13 protein-coding genes are annotated in these 17,868 nt (G+C 56.7%); 9 read left to right on the top strand and 4 right to left on the bottom strand.

Annotated elements, in window-relative coordinates; all coding sequences use genetic code 11:
• Window positions 1-10: 10 nt before the first annotated feature.
• From smc to HZU72_RS14305, 4 genes are all read left to right on the top strand, one after another.
• Window positions 11-3,505, top strand: a complete 3,495-nt coding sequence (gene smc, locus HZU72_RS14320; protein ID WP_180093236.1) for a chromosome segregation protein SMC — start codon at window positions 11-13, stop codon at window positions 3,503-3,505.
• Window positions 3,506-4,145: 640 nt separating this feature from the next.
• Complete coding sequence (zipA, locus tag HZU72_RS14315) at window positions 4,146-5,996, top strand: cell division protein ZipA (protein WP_180093234.1); 1,851 nt, start codon at window positions 4,146-4,148, stop codon at window positions 5,994-5,996.
• Window positions 5,997-6,163: 167 nt separating this feature from the next.
• Window positions 6,164-8,212 carry an NAD-dependent DNA ligase LigA gene (ligA, locus tag HZU72_RS14310; protein WP_180093232.1) on the top strand — a complete coding sequence of 683 codons (2,049 nt, stop codon included), beginning with the start codon at window positions 6,164-6,166 and terminating at the stop codon, window positions 8,210-8,212.
• Window positions 8,209-8,484 (top strand): YheU family protein, encoded by a 276-nt coding sequence (locus HZU72_RS14305; protein WP_180093231.1) that lies wholly within the window; start codon window positions 8,209-8,211, stop codon window positions 8,482-8,484. The genes ligA and HZU72_RS14305 overlap by 4 nt, the downstream gene beginning before the upstream one ends.
• Here the strand turns inward: HZU72_RS14305 and mnmC are convergent.
• Both mnmC and HZU72_RS14295 read right to left on the bottom strand, forming a co-directional pair.
• Window positions 8,481-10,505: a bifunctional tRNA (5-methylaminomethyl-2-thiouridine)(34)-methyltransferase MnmC2/FAD-dependent 5-carboxymethylaminomethyl-2-thiouridine(34) oxidoreductase MnmC1 gene (gene mnmC, locus HZU72_RS14300; protein ID WP_180093229.1), complete on the bottom strand. Its 2,025-nt coding sequence runs from the start codon at window positions 10,503-10,505 to the stop codon at window positions 8,481-8,483. The genes HZU72_RS14305 and mnmC overlap by 4 nt on opposite strands.
• Before the next feature lie 158 nt (window positions 10,506-10,663).
• Window positions 10,664-10,963, bottom strand: coding sequence for a YciI family protein (locus HZU72_RS14295; RefSeq protein ID WP_180093227.1), 300 nt, complete (start codon window positions 10,961-10,963; stop codon window positions 10,664-10,666).
• Window positions 10,964-11,107: 144 nt separating this feature from the next.
• On the opposite strand from HZU72_RS14295, the gene HZU72_RS14290 reads away from it, so the two are divergent.
• From HZU72_RS14290 to HZU72_RS14280, 3 genes are all read left to right on the top strand, one after another.
• On the top strand, window positions 11,108-12,028 hold the full coding sequence (locus tag HZU72_RS14290) for a PHP domain-containing protein (protein ID WP_180093225.1): 921 nt from the start codon (window positions 11,108-11,110) through the stop codon (window positions 12,026-12,028).
• Window positions 12,029-12,115: 87 nt separating this feature from the next.
• Window positions 12,116-12,739: an L-threonylcarbamoyladenylate synthase gene (locus tag HZU72_RS14285; protein ID WP_022519943.1), complete on the top strand. Its 624-nt coding sequence runs from the start codon at window positions 12,116-12,118 to the stop codon at window positions 12,737-12,739.
• 188 nt (window positions 12,740-12,927) lie between these two features.
• Window positions 12,928-13,704: an HAD family acid phosphatase gene (locus HZU72_RS14280; protein WP_180093223.1), complete on the top strand. Its 777-nt coding sequence runs from the start codon at window positions 12,928-12,930 to the stop codon at window positions 13,702-13,704.
• 81 nt (window positions 13,705-13,785) lie between these two features.
• Here HZU72_RS14280 and HZU72_RS14275 read toward each other — a convergent pair whose 3' ends face one another.
• Both HZU72_RS14275 and HZU72_RS14270 read right to left on the bottom strand, forming a co-directional pair.
• On the bottom strand, window positions 13,786-14,694 hold the full coding sequence (locus HZU72_RS14275) for an ion transporter (protein ID WP_180093221.1): 909 nt from the start codon (window positions 14,692-14,694) through the stop codon (window positions 13,786-13,788).
• A gap of 32 nt (window positions 14,695-14,726) precedes the next feature.
• On the bottom strand, window positions 14,727-15,632 hold the full coding sequence (locus HZU72_RS14270; protein ID WP_180093219.1) for a CYTH domain-containing protein: 906 nt from the start codon (window positions 15,630-15,632) through the stop codon (window positions 14,727-14,729).
• Between the two features lie 137 nt (window positions 15,633-15,769).
• On the opposite strand from HZU72_RS14270, the gene HZU72_RS14265 reads away from it, so the two are divergent.
• Window positions 15,770-16,450 carry a TIGR00153 family protein gene (locus HZU72_RS14265; protein ID WP_180093217.1) on the top strand — a complete coding sequence of 227 codons (681 nt, stop codon included), beginning with the start codon at window positions 15,770-15,772 and terminating at the stop codon, window positions 16,448-16,450.
• A gap of 10 nt (window positions 16,451-16,460) precedes the next feature.
• Window positions 16,461-17,726 (top strand): inorganic phosphate transporter, encoded by a 1,266-nt coding sequence (locus HZU72_RS14260; protein WP_180093216.1) that lies wholly within the window; start codon window positions 16,461-16,463, stop codon window positions 17,724-17,726.
• Window positions 17,727-17,868: the final 142 nt, after the last annotated feature.

Genomic DNA, 17,868 nt, shown 5'->3' with positions numbered 1-17,868 from the left:
CCGCTTCGGTATGCGCTTAACGTCGATTCGCTTAGTCGGGTTTAAATCCTTTGTGGATCCCGTCACGGTGCCCTTCGATGGCAATATGACCGCCATCGTAGGCCCCAATGGCTGCGGTAAATCCAACATTATTGACGCCGTGCGCTGGGTGATGGGGGAGTCATCCGCCAAAACCCTGCGCGGCGAATCCATGGCTGACGTTATCTTTAACGGCTCCACCGGCCGTAAACCGATCAGCCAGGCGTCCATAGAACTCAAGTTCGACAACCGCGATGGCGGGATGGGCGGCGTTTACGCCCAGTACGCGGAAATTGCCGTTAAGCGTCTAGTCACCCGCGACGGACAATCCAACTACTTCTTTAACGGCCAGAAATGCCGTCGACGCGATATCGCCGACCTGTTTATGGGTACCGGCCTGGGGCCGCGCTCCTACGCGATTATCGGCCAGGGGATGATCTCGCGGCTTATCGAAGCCCGCCCCGACGACCTGCGCTCGACGCTTGAAGAGGCCGCGGGTATCTCCAAGTACAAAGAGCGCCGCCGGGAAACCGAAAACCGCATGCGGCGCACCCAGGAGAACCTGGAGCGTCTGGACGATATTCGCGAAGAGCTGGATAAACAGCTAGAGCGCCTCAAGCGTCAGGCCGAAGCCGCCAAACGCTATCAAGATCTCAAGGAGCAGGAGTATCGACTCAAGGGCGAGCTGGCGCTGTTGCGTGGGTGCGCCCTGCGTGCCGAGCAGTCGCATCAAGAGAGCCGCGTCCGCGAGTTGGAAATCGCGGTAGAAAAAGATGTCTTCGGCGTCCGCCAGTGCGAAACACGCCTGGAGCAGGCCCGGGAGCAGCACGACGAACTTTCTGAGGTGCTTGATCGCCATCAGCAGCAGTTCTTTGAAACCACTACGCGCATCGCCCGTTTAGAGCAGGATCAGGCTCACCGGCGTAGCCGTGAAACCCAGCTGGCCAGTGATATCGCCACGGCTCGGCGAGAATTGGACGAGCAGCGCCGTGTTAGCGAAGGAGATCAGGAGCGTTTAGCCGCCATTGACGAGCGCTTTGACGATCTACTCCCCGAACACGAAGCGCTGGAGGAGCAGCTAGAAAGCCTGGAGCAGGCGCTGGCCGACGCATCTCCCGCGCTGGAAGCCGCCGAGCAGCAGTGGGCAGATGCCGAAACCCGCTGGCGGGATGCCAGCCGCGATGCAGACCGCAGCCAAGATCAGTTGCGCGACCTTGAACAGCGTATTCAGCGCTTACAAGCGGAAAATCAGCGCCGTCGTCAGCAGCGCAGCGAGGTAGCCGATCTCACCGCGCTGCGTGAAGAGCACGCTGTATGCCAGGCGCAGTTGACCGAGGCCGAGGAGCAGTCGGAAGGTTTTCAAACCCAGCGCGATCAATGGCAGCAGCGCTACGGCGATGCCAAAACAGCCTACCAGCAGGCCACTCAGAAGCGGGACAATCAGCGCGCTGAACTCAGTCAGCGCCAGGGGGAGTTAGCCTCACTTCAAGCGTTGATCGATGCCGCCCTGGTGGATCACGATCCTGCTATTGGCACGACCTTAGAAGCGTACGGTTTAGCGGATGCCCCGCAACTGGGAGAAGCACTGCAGGTTGAGCCCGGCTGGGAAACGCTGGTGTCCTGGTTGCTCGCGCCCTGGCTCAATGCCCGCCTGGTGAACCGCCACCAGCTGGCTGCTTTACCTGAAGCCTTAGCCACGGAGTGGCGGCTGATTGATCAGACTCCGCCAGCCGCTTCAACCTCTGGTCAGCGATTAGATAGTTTGGTCAAAGGCGCTGGTGCGTTGGGTGAATGGTTAGCAAGTATTCACTATACGCAAACGGTAGAACAAGCGGAGGCGCAGGTAGCGCATCTCGCCCCCGGCGAAAGCGTGGTGAGCCAGGATGGCGTTTGGCGGGGCCGCGGCTGGCTGAACCAGCAGGCCAATGGCGAAGGTATCGACGGGCTGCTATTAACGCGCCGCCGCTACGCCGAACTGACCGCCCAGCGCGAAAGTGAAGAAGAGGCGCTGGCGTTGGCCGAAGCGCAGTGCGAAACGGCCAATGAAACCATTGAAACCCTGGAGCAGGCCCGTGAGCAGCAGGCCGAACAGGAGCGCGCCCACGCCGCCACCCTGCAACAGCTGGCGGTAAAAGAGCGTAGCCTGGCCCAGCGCTTGGAACATCTGGAGAGTCGCGCCACTGAGCTCGATGAAGAGCTTGCCCAGCTGCAAGAAGACGAAGCGGAGTTAGCGCTTACTATTGACGAGCAGCGTGCCCGCTGGCATGTGGCGATGGAACAGTTGGAAAGCGCGGCGCAAGCGCGGGAAACCAGCGCCGAACAGCGCAACCGGCAGCGTGAAGCGCGTGACCACTTGACCCAGCAGCACGCCCCGCTCAAAGCACAACAGCAGGCGTTGGCGTTGGAGCGCGAACGCTTAAGTGCCGAGCGTGATAGCCTGCGCTCCCAGCAGGCGCGTTCAAGTGACTCTGAAGAGCGACTTTCGCTACGTATTGCCGAGCTGGAAGAGTCACGAGAAATGCTGATCGAGCCCGACGAGCTGGCCGGGGAAGAGCTTGAAGAGCTGCTTCATCAGCGCGAGCAGCAGGAAGGGCGCTTAAATGCCACTCGTCAGCAAGCCCAGGCGCTGGCAGAACAGCTGCGTAATGACGAATTGGCCCGCCAGCAGCACGAGCGCAACCTGGAACAGAGCCGCGAGCAGCTCCAGCAGCGGCGTATGGACGTGCAGGCGCTGGCGCTCAAAGCCGCCACCCAGGATGAGCAGCTTACTGAGCTTGGCCATAACGTCGAGACCCTCGCCGAACAGTTGCCCCAGGAAGCGACGGAAACCCGTTGGCAGGATCGCCTGGAAAGCACCACGGATAAGATTCGCCGCTTGGGGGCGATCAACCTCGCCGCCATCGAGGAGTACGACCAGCAGGCCGAACGGCGAAATTATCTGGAAGCGCAGCACGCTGAGCTGACCGAAGCGCTGGAAACCCTCGAAAGGGCGATTAAGCGTATTGATCAAGAAACCCGTGTGCGTTTCCGCGAAACCTTTGACCAGGTTAACACTGGGCTACAAACCCTTTTCCCACGGGTATTCGGCGGCGGTGCTGCATGGCTAACGCTAACCGGCGATGATCTGCTGGAAACCGGCGTAGCGATCATGGCCCGCCCACCGGGTAAAAAGAACAGCACCATTCATCTGCTCTCGGGCGGCGAGAAGGCGCTGACCGCGCTGTCGCTGGTATTTGCGATCTTTCAGCTTAACCCCGCGCCGTTCTGTATGCTCGATGAAGTCGATGCCCCCTTGGATGACGCCAACGTGGGCCGTTACGCCAGGCTGGTGAAAGAGATGTCTGAAAACGTTCAGTTTATCTACATCACCCACAACAAAATTGCCATGGAAGCCGCCGAACGCTTGATGGGTGTCACCATGCAAGAGCCCGGCGTATCGCGATTAGTTTCGGTGGGTATTGAAGAAGCGGCGGCGCTGGTCGATTAAACTAACTCCCTATCCTACCAAGCAGCAGTGAAAGCATTCTGATTGAGACCTGGGAGAACGAAGACTAAGCAGCAGAGTTCTTGGAAGAGCACTTCTGTTGAGAGCGTTTTTCCAAGGAGGCTATTGTCGAAAGCAGTGTTAGCTAAAGCACTATTGGCGATAGTAGAGTGAGCAAAGCTGAAGCGACAAACGTCAAGTAGATAAACTTTTTGTTGGCAAAATGCGTAAAAAAATGTCCTAAAGCGTTCTTCTTAACTATATTAACCCTACTAATAGCGTGCTTGAGATGGTTAAACGGCTTATAGAGGCAATACGCAATGCCGGGTGTGTCGGTTGTCAAAACGGCTTTTCTTGCTTCTCGGATTCCTTTATAAAGCTATTTATAGATGTTAGATCTAATGATTGCGGCACTTTTGTTTGAAGTTAAGGTCAGATTTCTCTGGCCTAAAGAGAGGCAGAATTCTGCCAAGACGTGAAAATCGCGTTAAATGCAGCAAAAATTGGCCCTTTTGGTAGTAATCGCGCTATGCTTGGCTTTATTGATAGCAGGTAATTATTCAATAGCCGTTACCTATATTCAGGCATGACATTTTAGACACCGTGCCTTAGCAACCGGCAAGACGACCATGGAACGTTCGACATGGAACTAAGAGAGTGGCTAATCATTTTAGGGCTGGCGTTGGTATCGCTCATCGTTATTGACGGTGCGCGAAGACTTCAACGGCAGCGTCGTGTACCCCGTCTGGATCAGGCGGAGAAAGACCTATCCGGTAGTTCGCTAGATGATCCCGAGGAGGCTGCTAAAGCCGCGGAGATCAATTGGGAACTTCCAAATGGCGGTGCTCGAGTTGTTAAACCCGCAGACTATAGTGGCTTAGGTAATAAACCAAAGTTAGAACGTCAAGAGCATCCTGGGCCTTCTAGAGTGCTTTCAGAGTTTAGACGTTCCGCCTCTGCTAAAGCCGCCAAGCGCAAAGCTGATAAGGCAGATAAACTCGGTAAAGCAGCATCAACTGCTAAGCCAGCACCAAGCGTAGCAGTTAAGACAGAGCCGCCAGTCACTTCTGCGGCGAAGTCTTCTGCTAGCTATGCTGCCCACAATGCGCCCACTGAACATGAGCGCCGCGAGCCCAGTATCTCAATGACTGACTCTGCACAAACTGGCTCTCCTCAAACTGACTCTTCTCAAACTGAGAGGCCACAGGTCAAGGCGACAGTACCTTCGCAGCCGGAACCACAAATCGAGCAACCTGCGTATTCTGCTGCAACGCCTAGTTCTCCAGTGGCAGAGGAAGGGGTTGAAGCGTCTCGGCCTGCTGCTTCAGATGCTACCTCGTTCACCGCCAGTGACACAGTTGCCACTGAAACAGACAGCGAAATGGCAGCACAGCCTCGCACTCAACAGGAGCCAGAGCACAGCCAAGAGCCTGTACTGCGGGCTGAGCCAGAAGATGCCGTATTTGCTAAACACGCCAATGGGCATTCACCGAAACGGCGTCAGTTGCGTTCTGATACCGCGGGCGAATACGACGAGTTGGATGATGACGAAGTCGATGAGTATCGCCTGGTCGACTTTGAAGGCATGGGGCGCTCGCTGAAGCGTCGTTTGATTGCGCGGCGTAAAGAAAAGCAGCGCAAGAAAGCTGAGAAAGCGGTGCGTGATCAAGCCTTGGCCCAACAGAAGGCCGAGCGTAAAGCGCTGGAAGCAGAGCAGAAGCGTGAAGCCAAAGAAGCCGCTGACGCAGAGCGTGCCCGCCTTGCTCAAGAGCAGGCCCAAGCTCGTGAAGAAGCTGCAGCTAGTGCGGCGGCTGCCGAGAGGCTAGCCGCTCAGCAGCGTGCTGCTGATGATGAAGCGCATCGCTACGCAAGCAATGAGTATGCAGCCCACGAAGAGGGTTTTGAAGAAGGCTTCGAGGCTGACGCTTATGAAGGCCAAACGGCCAGCGAGCGTGGGATGAACGAGCGAGTCCGCGTACACCCAACGTTAGAAAAAGCCCTGCGCCATGATGTAAACGGTGAACACGCCAAAGAGACGCTGTCCAGTGCCGAAGAAGTCGTGGTGATTAGCGTTCTGTCCCGTGATCCAGAAGGCTTCGATGGCACCAAACTACTTGAGCTGATGATGGTGTGCGGTTTGCGCTATAGCAGTGAAATGGGTGTTTTCCACCGCTTTGAAACCGAGAGCGATGATAGTGAGCTTCAGTTCTCGATGGTGAATGTGGTTAAACCGGGTACTTTCCCCATTGAAGAGATGGGAGAGTTTATGACGCCCGGTATCACGCTGTTGATGCCGCTACCTGGCGCCATTGATAGTGCCGCTGCCTTTGAGGCGATGGTAGAAACCGCCATGGTGGTGGTTCGCCATATGGGCGGCGAGCTAAAAGACGAAAACCGCAGCGTGATGACCGCACAAACGATCGAATTTGCCCGCCAGCGGGTGCGTGAGTTTGAGCGCCGCCATCGCCTGCATCGTCAACTGCAAGCCCGCTAATCGTCGCCTACTAACCGACGAAGCAGCACTTGCTGTGGAACACCCGCCTTCTTGCCAGAAGGCGGGTGTTTCTGTTCAATACGCTGTTGTTTTGTCATTTTTATGTTTTTGAAATTTAGCTTTTGCGTTTTCGCTGCCGCTTTTAGCTAGTACTGGAACCCACCCCAATGAGTCAGTCTGATTCTCAATCTCTGGAAGAGATTACCCAACTGCGGGCCGCCCTGGACGAGGCCAACTACCGTTACTACGTGCTGGATGAACCGACGCTGACGGATGCCGACTACGATCGCAAGTTTCAGCGTTTACAGCAGTTGGAGACTGAGCATCCGGAGTTGGTCACCCCCGATTCACCCACCCAGCGTGTGGGCGCTGCCCCTGCGGATGGCTTTCCATCGGTGGCCCACGCGATCCCCATGCTGTCGTTGGATAACGCCTTTAGCCGTGACGATATCCTTGCCTTTGCTGAACGGGTGGCCGAACGCCTCGAATGCACGGCAGACGACCTTGAGTTTACCTGCGAGCCAAAGTTGGATGGCGCGGCCGTCTCGTTAGTTTATGAGCAGGGCATGCTGGTGAGCGGTGCGACCCGAGGCGATGGCCGCACCGGCGAAGGCATTACTTCTAATCTGCGCACGCTGCGCTCGGTACCGCTCAAGTTGATGGGAAAAAACGTGCCCGCGCTGTTAGAAGTACGCGGCGAAGTAATAATGCGCCATGCGGGCTTTGAGGCGCTGAACGAGCGCGCCCGGGAAGAGGGCAGCAAGGTTTTTGCCAATCCGCGCAACGCGGCGGCAGGTAGCCTGCGCCAGTTGGATCCACGCATCACGGCAAAACGCCCACTAGAGTTTCACGCTTATCAAGTTGCCCGTATCGATATGGCAAATTTGGATGACAGTGTAATTCCTACGCATAGTCGCCAGATGGAAAAGCTCAAAGATTGGGGCTTTCGCGCAAGCTCAGAGCTGAAGGTAGTCAAAGGCCCCCAAGCCGTTGCCGATTACTGTGACCAGTTAGGCGAAAGGCGAGACCATTTAGGTTTCGATATTGACGGCGTGGTGATCAAGGTGAACGATCTTCGCCACCAGCGTGAACTTGGCTTTGTTGCCCGCGCGCCGCGCTGGGCGGTGGCGTTCAAATATCCGGCTCAGGAAGAGGTCACCACGCTTAACGATGTGGAGTTCCAGGTCGGCCGAACTGGGGCGATTACTCCCGTGGCGCGCCTGGAACCAGTCACCGTGGCCGGTGTGACGGTGTCTAACGCGACGCTGCACAACGCCGATGAGATCAAACGCTTGGATGTAATGATCGGCGATACGGTATCGGTTCGTCGGGCCGGTGATGTGATTCCTCAAGTCGTGAGCGTGCATACCGAGCTGCGACCAGCGGATGCAAGGGAGATCATTTTTCCCGAACATTGCCCGGTGTGTGGTTCTGATATCGAGCGTATTGAAGGCGAAGCGGTAGCTCGCTGTTCGGGGGGGCTTTACTGCGCGGCGCAGCGTAAAGAGGCACTCAAGCATTTCGCCAGTCGCAAAGCGCTGGATATTGACGGCTTGGGCGAAAAGTTGATTGTGCAGTTAGTTGATTTGGGCTGGGTAGAAACGCCGGCGGCGCTGTTTCACTTGTCTGTTGAACAGCTTCAAAGCCTGCCGCGTATGGGCGAGAAGTCAGCCACCAACTTGGTCAACGCGCTTGAAACCGCTAAATCGACTACGCTGGCGCGGTTTATTTACGCCTTAGGTATTCGTGAAGTAGGCGAGGCGACGGCGGCCAATCTCGCCAACCACTTTGGTACCCTTGAGGCCATTCAAGCCGCTGAGTTGGAAGCGCTGGAAGCGGTCAACGATGTCGGCCCGATTGTCGCCGCCCATGTGCATACTTTCTTCCGCCAACCGCACAACCAGGAAACCATTGCCGCGCTGATTAATGCGGGCATTACCTGGCAAGAAGCGGAAGTCACCCAAGGCCCTACGCCGCTGGAAGGCCAGACCTGGGTTCTCACCGGCTCATTGGAGAGTATGACCCGCGACGAAGGCAAAGCACGCTTGCAGGCGTTGGGTGCTAAGGTCGCGGGTAGTGTATCGAAGAAGACTACCTGCCTGGTCGCAGGCGAAGCGGCGGGCAGTAAACTTACCAAAGCTGAACAGATGGGCGTGGAAGTCGTGGACGAAGCCACTTTTATCGAACGTCTGGCAGAGTGGGAGCAGCGTGAATGAGCCGTTTTATTGAAGTACCCGCCCGAATGCTGCCAGCGGACACCCTCAATGCCCTGCTGGAGGCGTTTGTGACCCGCCAGGGCTACGACACCACCGATACCACGGGTGAGGGTATGCACGGCTGGGTAGCCGAGCTGAAAAAGCAGCTTGAGCGCAATGAGCTGATTATCGCCCATGACCTTGAGCTAGAGATGACTGAAGTGATGACCCTAGCCCAGTGGCGCTCGTTTGGCCGCGATATCGCCGACGACGAGGAAGAGGGCGATATTTAATAACGGTTCTCGCCCCGAATAATCCCACTAATAATTCGCCGCCCCGGATGCAGGTGATCGACCAGCGGCGCTTCCAGTGGCATTGGTTCATCGCAGATTCGTGAGGCGATTACCTCGGCACAGAGCGGCGCGCTGGCTAACCCCCGCGAGCCGTGGGCGGTGGATACCCACAGGCCGGGGTGGTGCCTGCCAGGTATCTCCGCCACGCGGGTGGCATCCTTGCTCAGCAGCGAATAATCCGCCCGCCACGCTTCTGCCACCGGCGCCGGCCCAGCGTAAGGGGTTTTATCGGGGCTTGCTGCACGCACGGCGGCACGACCCTTAAGGTTCTCAGGGCTCAGCTCAATGCCTGCCTGTTCCAACGACTCTATCAGCGCGGGCAGCGTCTGGCGCAGCTCATCGATATTGCGCTGATGGTCGTCGTCCGTCACATCAGTGGTCGCATTGTTAGGTACAAAACTAGCGCCGAAGGTCAGCACACCATCTAAAGCGGGCGCCACATAGCCGCCAGCACATACGACGCGTTTAGGGCCCGCTACCTCATCGGGTAGCGTTAACTCGCTAATTTGGCCGCGCACCGACTGTAGCGGCAGCTCAGCCGTTTGCGCAAAACGGTTGGCCAAATGCGCGCTGGCAATCACCACCTGATCCGCCCCCAACGTACTGCCATCGGCCAAGTTAAGCTGCCAGCCGTTTTCTAGTTGGGTAAGGGAGCAAACGTCGCCTTGCTGCAAGCTAATGCCTGGTTGGCTAAGCAAGTGCTCACACAGCGCCTTAGGCCTTACCCAGCCCGACTGTGGATAATAAAGCCCGTGAGGTGCACTGACGGTGATTGCCGCCGTTTCGGTTAACGCCGGGTTCTCCATGCCCGTGACGACTTCAGGTGGCAGCGGGTGTTGCTCGATAAAACGCTGCTGGCGGCGCGCCTCTTTATCGCTGCTTGCCAACTGCACCACGCCGCAGGGATGCCATAAGGTTTGATTAGCATGTTGCTGCGTTAGCCAGCGCTGGCTGTACAGGAGCCCCGCAAGATAAACCCGGCTTTGATGATTGGTCTCGGCAGCGAGCTTTACATACAGCGCGCCCTGACGATTGCCTGAGCCGCCCGCGCCGGGGGCTTCGCGCTCAACAATCGTCACCTTCATCCCGCGTTTAGCCAGCGCTGCCGCCACGCTGCTTCCAGCAAGGCCTGCACCGACTATTGCTACATGCATCGCAACGCGCTTTTCAGCTGCCACAGTCGGAGGCGTAAACCAGGGCGTTGACTGACGACGCTGATCGATGGGAGGCGTCTCAATACTACCCGCTAGCATTTCCCGCTTGCGGCCATAGCCCGGCACTTTCTTCCAGTTAAAACCCGCCGCTTTCAGGCCCCGCTTAACGATGCCTGCGCAGGTAAAAGTGGCGAAAGTCGCGCCGGGGCGTGAACGGGCGGCCATGGCGTTAAATAGCTCGGGTTGCCACATATCAGGATTTTTGGAAGGTGCAAAACCGTCTAAAAACCAAGCGTCGACCTGGCCATCCAACTGCTCCAGGCGATCGGTGGTATCGCCAAAATGCAGATCAAGAGTGACGCGGTCGGTTAGGTGAAGGCGGTGAATACCGCTAACCGCAGCGGGCCACTGGGCACAGAGCGCCTGTGTATAAGTCGCCAGCGAGGGCCAGCTAGCTAATGCTTGTTCAAGGGCAGCTAGCTCAAGGGGAAACTTCTCTGTGGATAACAGGTGCAGTCGTGCAGAAGAAGGCGCATGTTGTTCAAAACAGGCCCAGGCGCAGAGCATATTGAGCCCGGTGCCAAAGCCGGTTTCGCCAATCACAAAGGACCGCGCGGCTTCCCAGGCAGCAAAGCGTTCGGGCAGGTGGTTGGCACCCAGAAAGACATGCTCGGTCTCTGCGCGCCCATCGCCACGGGTGAAATAGATGTCATCAAACGCTGTTGCGTGGGGGGCTCCCTCGTTCCAGGTAAGGGTTGGCGTCGTTAATGCTGCCAGCGGGGGCAAAGCGTTTGAACGTTGGGTCACGCAGGTATCCGTATTGATGAACAGGTGGTTAAAAAATGATCAATTTGTTAGCGCTGGCGTTATCTCTGGCTTAGCGCAAAGCGTCCGCCGGGTTTGCACAGAGTTTTCCACAGGCTCTGTGAAAAAGCCGACGAACTCTCCACACTTGCCTATTGGCGTCAAGGCATAACTTTCTTGAACGGCTTAACAATTACCTTGGCATACACCCCTGCAATAATGTATGGGTCGGCGTCGGCCCATGCCTTGGCGTCTTCCAGGCTGTCGAATTCCGCCACTACCAAGCTGCCGGAAAAGCCTGCATCGCCAGGATTTTCAGCGTCGATGGCAGGGTGAGGGCCCGCCAGTACCATGCGGCCTTCATCGCGCAGCGCTTCCAGACGTGCCAAGTGGTCTGGCCGAGCCGCTAAGCGGCGCTCTAAGCTATGGGGTACATCTTCACTCATAATGGCATACAGCATTTGGGTATAACTCCTTGATAAGACGAGGATGCAAAGTGACCGTTAATTGACCGCACTGGCATAAGCGCGCACCATATCTTACCCATTGCGAAGGGTTCATTCTCAGCTGAAAAGCGCATTCTGACAAACTGGCCACACGGCGTCATGCTTATGCCTCGACTTCCCTATACCTTTGATGCCGATCAGCGCTACCCAGTTGATTTGCACATGCACTCAACCGCTTCCGATGGCGCGTTAACGCCCACCGAACTGGTAACCCTGTGTGCCGAACGCGGGCTGACGCACATGTCGCTCACTGACCACGATACCATGGACGGCATTGAAGAAGCGGGCCGCGCGGCGGAGCAAGCAGGGCTGTGTCTTATCCCCGGCTGTGAGTTATCCACACGCTGGCAGGGCGTCAATATCCATGTGGTGGCGTTGATGCCCGGTGGCTTACAGGGGCCAATGGTGGAAGGCCTGATTCAGCAGCGTGAAGCACGGATACAGCGTGCAACAGTGATCGCCGAAAGGCTGGAAAAAGTCGGTTTATCCAACGCGCTGGAAAAAGCGCGCCTGCACGCAGGCAGTGACCGCCCGCTAGGCCGCCCGGACTTTGCCCGCGCGCTGGTAGCGGAAGGCGTGGTGCCGGACTGGGCCAGCGCCTTCAAGCGCTATTTGGGCAGCGGCAAAAAGGGCGATATTAAAGCCCACTGGCCGGAAATCAGCGAAGCCGTAAGCTGGATTGTCGATTCCGGCGGTGTGGCCGTGATTGCCCATCCACTGCGCCACGGCTTAACCCGGCGCAAGCGAGGCCTTTTGATGGATACCTTCCAGGCGGCGGGTGGCCAAGCGGTTGAGCTAGTCAGCGGCCAGCAGAACCCGGATAGCACCCGCGACCTGGCGCGTCAGCTAGTGGAGCGTGACCTTTACGCCTCTATGGGGAGCGATTTTCACTTCCCAGGCAGTCATGCGGCCCCCGGCAGCATGAGCCTAGTGCCGCGCACGGCGGCGCCCCCCATATGGCAGCATCCCCGGCTGCTGCACCTGCGCGATGCGTCACCCGGCCTGCTGGCGGTCGGTTAAATCACAGCCGGGTCATTTCAAAGCCCGGTCAGTTAAAAGCCAAGTCGGCTATGCTGTATAGGCAGTGCCTACGGACAGGAGTTACCAATGAGCCAATATTTTCAGATTCACCCGGAAAACCCTCAGAAACGCCTCATCGATCAGTCGATTGCGATCATTCGTAAAGGCGGTGTGGTTGCTTACCCCACTGATTCGGGCTATGCCCTTGGCTGCCATCTGGGTGAGAAGAAAGCCATTGAGAAGATAAAATGGCTACGTTCACTGGACGATAAACACAACTTCACCCTGGTGTGCTCCGACCTCTCGGAAATTGGCACCTACGCCAAGGTGGATAACGATGTATTTCGATTGCTGAAAGCCCATACTCCAGGCCCTTACACCTATATTCTGGATGCCACTTCAGAAGTGCCGCGCCTGCTACTACATCCCAAGCGTCGCTCCATTGGCGTGCGCGTACCGGATCACCGCATCACCCACGCGTTACTGGCCGCATTAGGCGAGCCGTTGATGAGCGTAACGTTGATTCCTGTGGGTGATGACCTGCCCATGAACGACCCGGAAGAGATCCGCGAGCGTTTTGGGGCACACCTGGATGCCATTATCGACGGCGGCGCCTGCCATTTAGACCCCACCAGCGTCATCGACCTGCGCGAACTGCCGCCGAAAATCATCCGTGAAGGGCGTGGGGATATTTCGCCTTTCGTCGTCTAAAAACGCTTTTCAGAGCAAATCCCTGCTTTTAGCTTTAATGAGCAGGGAATTTGCCTATTTTTCATTATTTGAATGTTCAATGAAAATAAAATATGATCCTAACGGTTCTTTTCGATAATAAATCGTGATCCTTTAAGGCGAGGAATCGCCTCGTCTTTTTGAGATCGCCTAGCCCAGGAGATCATTCAATGACGATGCCATTCCCTTCTCGCCTCTGCACCCTTGCTGCTCTAGCCAGCCTTACCGCTTTACCACTGACCAGCTATGCAAATAGTGATGACGCAGAAATGTGTGCCCAGGAAGCTTATGCAATGGGTCTGCGCTATCAACAGCAGTCTGCTGAAGCCGCTGCTCTGCAGCGTCAGGGTTTTGCCCTCGCCACCTACCGGCTTGAGGATCAGATTGAGGCGCATGGTGGCAGCGACGACTTGGCTATCATTACCGACCTGGATGAAACGGTGCTGGATAATAGCCCGCTGTTGGTTCGCGACATGCAGGCGTGTCACGACTACACCACCTGGGATACTTGGAAGCATTGGGAGCGTGAAGGCGAACCGCGTTTGATGCCGGGTGCCAAAGCGTTCCTGGATTACGCGGACGAGCAGGGCGTGTCCATTTTCTACGTCTCTGACCGCTACCAGGAGAACGAGGCCGACACTATCGCCACCTTGGAAGCGCTAGAGCTACCCCAAGTCTCTGAACAAAGCGTGATGTTGCTGGGGCCTGCCAAGGCGGAACGCCGCGCGGAAGTGGTGGATAACCACACCCTGGTGATGCAGCTAGGTGATTCCCTTCACGATTTCGCGGGTGATTTCGCGGGCGCCGACCTTGACCAGCAGCATGCGCTTGTTGAGGAGAATTCCGAGCGGTTTGGCAAGGACTGGATTGTGTTCCCCAATGCGACCTATGGCGCCTGGAGCGAGGCTGAGTTAGACGCCTGGGATGCCCCCCACGAAGTGGAGTGATCGGTGAGATAACCACTCCCTCCTGTATTAAATGAACGCTACGCGCCCCAGACTTAGCTACACTTGGTTTAGCAACTTAGTTCAGCTGTCCTGGGGCGCGTTTTTGCCTTCCTGTTCATCTTTTTTGTCGTCGTCCTTCTTGCGCGGGTCTTCGCTGTCTTCGTCCAGCCAGGTGCCGCAGCGTAGGCAGTAGCGAGCGCGTTTTTCATGGCGTTCGTGACCGCAGCCGGGGCAGGCTTCTTCGGAGTAACGCTCTTCACGGATCGAGCGAATCACCTGGGCGGAAAACACCCCGGTGGGTACAGCGATGATCGAGTAACCAAGCAGCATCAGGATGACCGTGATCGATTTGCCTAGCGGCGTGGCCGGCACAATGTCACCGTAGCCGACGGTGGTCATGCTGACGATGGCCCAGTACATCGACATTGGAATACTGGTGAAACCCGCCTCGGGGGATTCGATGGTGTACATCAACGCCGCGAACAGGGTGATCACCATTAAAATGGCGCTAAAAAACAGCAAAATCTGGCGCATACTGCGCTTCAACGCATCCATCAAAAGACGCGCTTCGCCGACAAACTCCATCAGGCGAAGAATGCGAAAAATGCGCAGTACCCGCAGCAGACGAACAATCACCAGCCCATGGGCGCCTGGTACCAAAAGCACTAGCCAGGTGGGCAGCACAGCAATCAAGTCGACGATCCCGTAAAAGCTTCTTAAATAGAGCGTCGGCTTTTCCAGGCAGTAAATGCGCAAGATCAGCTCAATGCTGAACAATAGCGTGAAGACCCACTCAAGATAGAAGAATAAGTCGCCGTACCGCTCGGCATAAGTCTCGATACTGCCTAGCATGATGATCGCGACACTCATCAGGATCGCCACGATCAAGGCGATATCAAAAGCTTTTGCCCCCGGTGTGTCAGATTCAAATATGATATGAAACAGGCGGGTGCGTAGGCCTTCCGCGCCGGGGGTTAGGTGAAAATTCATCGCATCATCCTGAAGTGAGCCTCAATGCCGTACTAATTAGAGCGTAGCGTGGTTTGGTACGCCAGGCGATGGGCGAGCGCTAACGCCGCTTTACCATAGGCCGCATTGGGCTGGCCGTCTGCATCGAGCGCGCCAGGCATCGCCTGGGCATAAGCGCGTGCAGTGGCATCCAGTTCGCGGTGCTCGGCGAGGGTAGCCAGCGCCTGTTGGGCATCGTTTAGAAAGCTGGCTTGCTGGCTGTCGTGGTAGGCATCCAGCGCCAGCGTGGCACGGTGCAGCCACTCTGCTGGGGAGTGCGCTTCGGGGAGCGGCCAGTGTTGGGTACTAAGCGCATTGCCACGGGCCGCCTTGCTACTGTCCGAGGGCCGCAGCGGTACCTGTTCAGCAAGGGTTAATGCCAGCGCCCACAGAGCTTCGGGCTCGCCGCCTTTTAATTCGAGCTCTGCTTCGCGAATTGGCGTGCGGTAGCCACCGCTAATAATTTCGCCTTCATCCAATACCAGCTCGATATGGCTCTCCTGACCTTGTCTGCCCTCTTTTAGCTGCCAACTGCGCCGTGTGAAATCGGTGCTGAGTTGGGGGGCGAGGGCATCTAGCACACCGCTAAGTTCGCCTTGAAAAGGGGGGAGCTTGGCAATTGAAGCGAGATCCAACTGCGGGCCAGCCACCTGCCACTCCCACTCTTCGCGCTGGGAAAGCCCGCCGCCACCTTGGCCAGCAGTTTTCACCGTTTGCAGCACCTGACCATCCACCTGGCGAAGTCGCAGCGCAATATGTGCTTTCGCCAGATCACTCTGAGGGGTGTCAAAGTAGGTATTGGTCAGCGTTTGTTTACGCTCGGCGTGTGAAGCAAGATACGGGTGTTGAGTAAGCGCCGCAGGCCCTGTCGGGGCAAGGGCCAGTTTAAGTTCCACTTCCATGGGGTTTGGGCTTTTCATGACGCTAGCCACCTCGTTATCGTGACATTTAGATGAATATTTGATTACATTTGTGAACTTTTCATGACGGCGGCGGGCGCACTCTTTATACTGGCGCCGCCATTTCCAGGCTCCCCGAAAACAGGCTAAAAGGCATTATGGTTACCTCCAATCCTTTTTCTTCGATGTTTGGCCGCTCGCCATTCCAGCCGTTATTGGCCCATATCGTCAAGACGAATGAGTGTGCCGATCAGCTGTTGCCGTTTTTTGAAGCAACTCTGGCTGATGACTGGGACAAAGCGGCTGAGCTGCGCGAAAACGTCACCCGCCTAGAGCATGACGCCGATACGCTGAAAACAGAACTGCGGTTGAACCTGCCCAACACCATGTTTCTTCCGGTGTCGCGCTCCGATTTGCTTGATCTGATCAGCGTGCAGGACAAGATCGCCAACAAGGTGCGTGACATTACCGGCATTATGCTGGGGCGTAAAATGCGCGTGCCGGATGAGCTGGCCGAGCCGATGCGCGACTACATTCGAACCAGCGTCGCCTGCGTGGCACAAGCACGTCAAGCGTTAGAAGAGCTCAAGGATCTACTTGAGTCCGGCTTTGGCAAAAACGTCTCGGATGTGATGCAGAAGATGATCCGTGAGCTTCACACCCTCGAACACCAAGCCGACGACCAACAGATCACCATTCGCCGCCAGCTGTTCAAGCTTGAGAGCCAGCTACCACCAGTGGACGTGATCTTTCTCTACAAGATCATTGAATGGGTTGGCGAACTATCCGACCGCGCCGAGCGCGTGGGTAGCCGTCTGCAGATCCTGACTGCCCGCTAAGGGGACTTTCATGCTGATTATTGCCCAGCACGGTGAAATCTTTATCATCCTGGCCTGTTTGTTTGGCTTTTTCATGGCCTGGGGCGTTGGTGCCAACGACGTGGCCAATGCCATGGGAACCTCGGTGGGGTCGAAAGCGATCACCATCAAGCAGGCCATCCTGATTGCGGTCATTTTTGAATTCCTGGGTGCCTGGCTAGCCGGTGGCGAAGTAACCAATACGATCCGTAAAGGTATTATCGACCCCGAACTGCTACAGGACGACCCACAATTGCTGGTCTACGGCATGCTGGCAGCACTGCTGGCGGCGGGAACATGGCTGCTGGTGGCCTCCATGAAAGGCTGGCCGGTTTCCACGACGCACTCGATTGTCGGCGCGATCGTAGGCTTTGCGGTCGCAGGGCTAGGCCCTGCCACGGTGGACTGGGGCGCGGTAGGCACGATTGCCGCTAGTTGGGTGGTCTCCCCCTTGTTGGCAGGCACCATCGGTTTCGTGCTGTTTAAATCGGTACACCACCTGATATTCGAGGACGCCAACCCGTTCACAGCTGCCAAACGCTACGTACCTGGCTATGTGTTTCTGGTAGGTTTCATCGTTGCAATGGTCACGCTGACCAAAGGGTTATCCCACGTGGGGCTGGATCTGACCTTTAATCAGAGCCTGCTACTGTCTATCCTCCTGGGCCTAGTGATTATGGGCATCGGCTTGATTTTGCAACGGCGTATCAAGTTTGAGCACAATACCAATGATCATTTTGGCTATGCCAACGTTGAGCGTGTGTTCGGCGTTTTGATGATTTTCACTGCTTGTGCCATGGCCTTTGCCCACGGCTCCAACGATGTGGCCAATGCGGTAGGCCCGCTAGCGGCAGTCATCAGCGTGGTGCAAACCGGCGGCGAAATTGGCGGCTCCGCGCTGGTGCCCTGGTGGGTGCTGGTACTCGGCGGTGGCGGTATCGTGGTGGGTCTGGTCACCTATGGTCATAAAGTGATTGCCACTGTGGGCACGGGGATTACCGAGCTGACCCCCAGCCGTGGCTTTGCCGCTACCCTGGCGGCAGCCACTACCGTGGTGTTGGCCTCGGGTACCGGTTTGCCAATTTCCACGACGCACACACTGGTAGGTGCGATTTTAGGCGTTGGTCTGGCGCGCGGCATGGCCGCCCTTAACCTACGGGTTATTGGTACGATTGCGGCGTCTTGGCTGATCACATTGCCTGCCGGTGCGGGCCTTGCGATTCTGTTCTTCTTTATGTTCAAGGGCATGTTCGGTTAACGAATAATAAACAGCACTCGTAACGTAGTACGCCAAGGCTCGAAAGGCTTTAGAAGCATCTGAGCGATAAGATCACAGCGGCATCTTCATGTTTATCTGCATTAGATCGAGCAGATTTGCATTTGAAGGTGCCGCTGTTTTT

Origin of the sequence: Vreelandella sedimenti (genome assembly GCF_013416325.1) — a bacterium.
GTDB classification, from domain to species: domain Bacteria; phylum Pseudomonadota; class Gammaproteobacteria; order Pseudomonadales; family Halomonadaceae; genus Vreelandella; species Vreelandella sedimenti.
The sequence above is the reverse complement of the archived record's forward strand: the minus strand, read 5'-3'. Positions and strand labels throughout refer to the sequence as shown.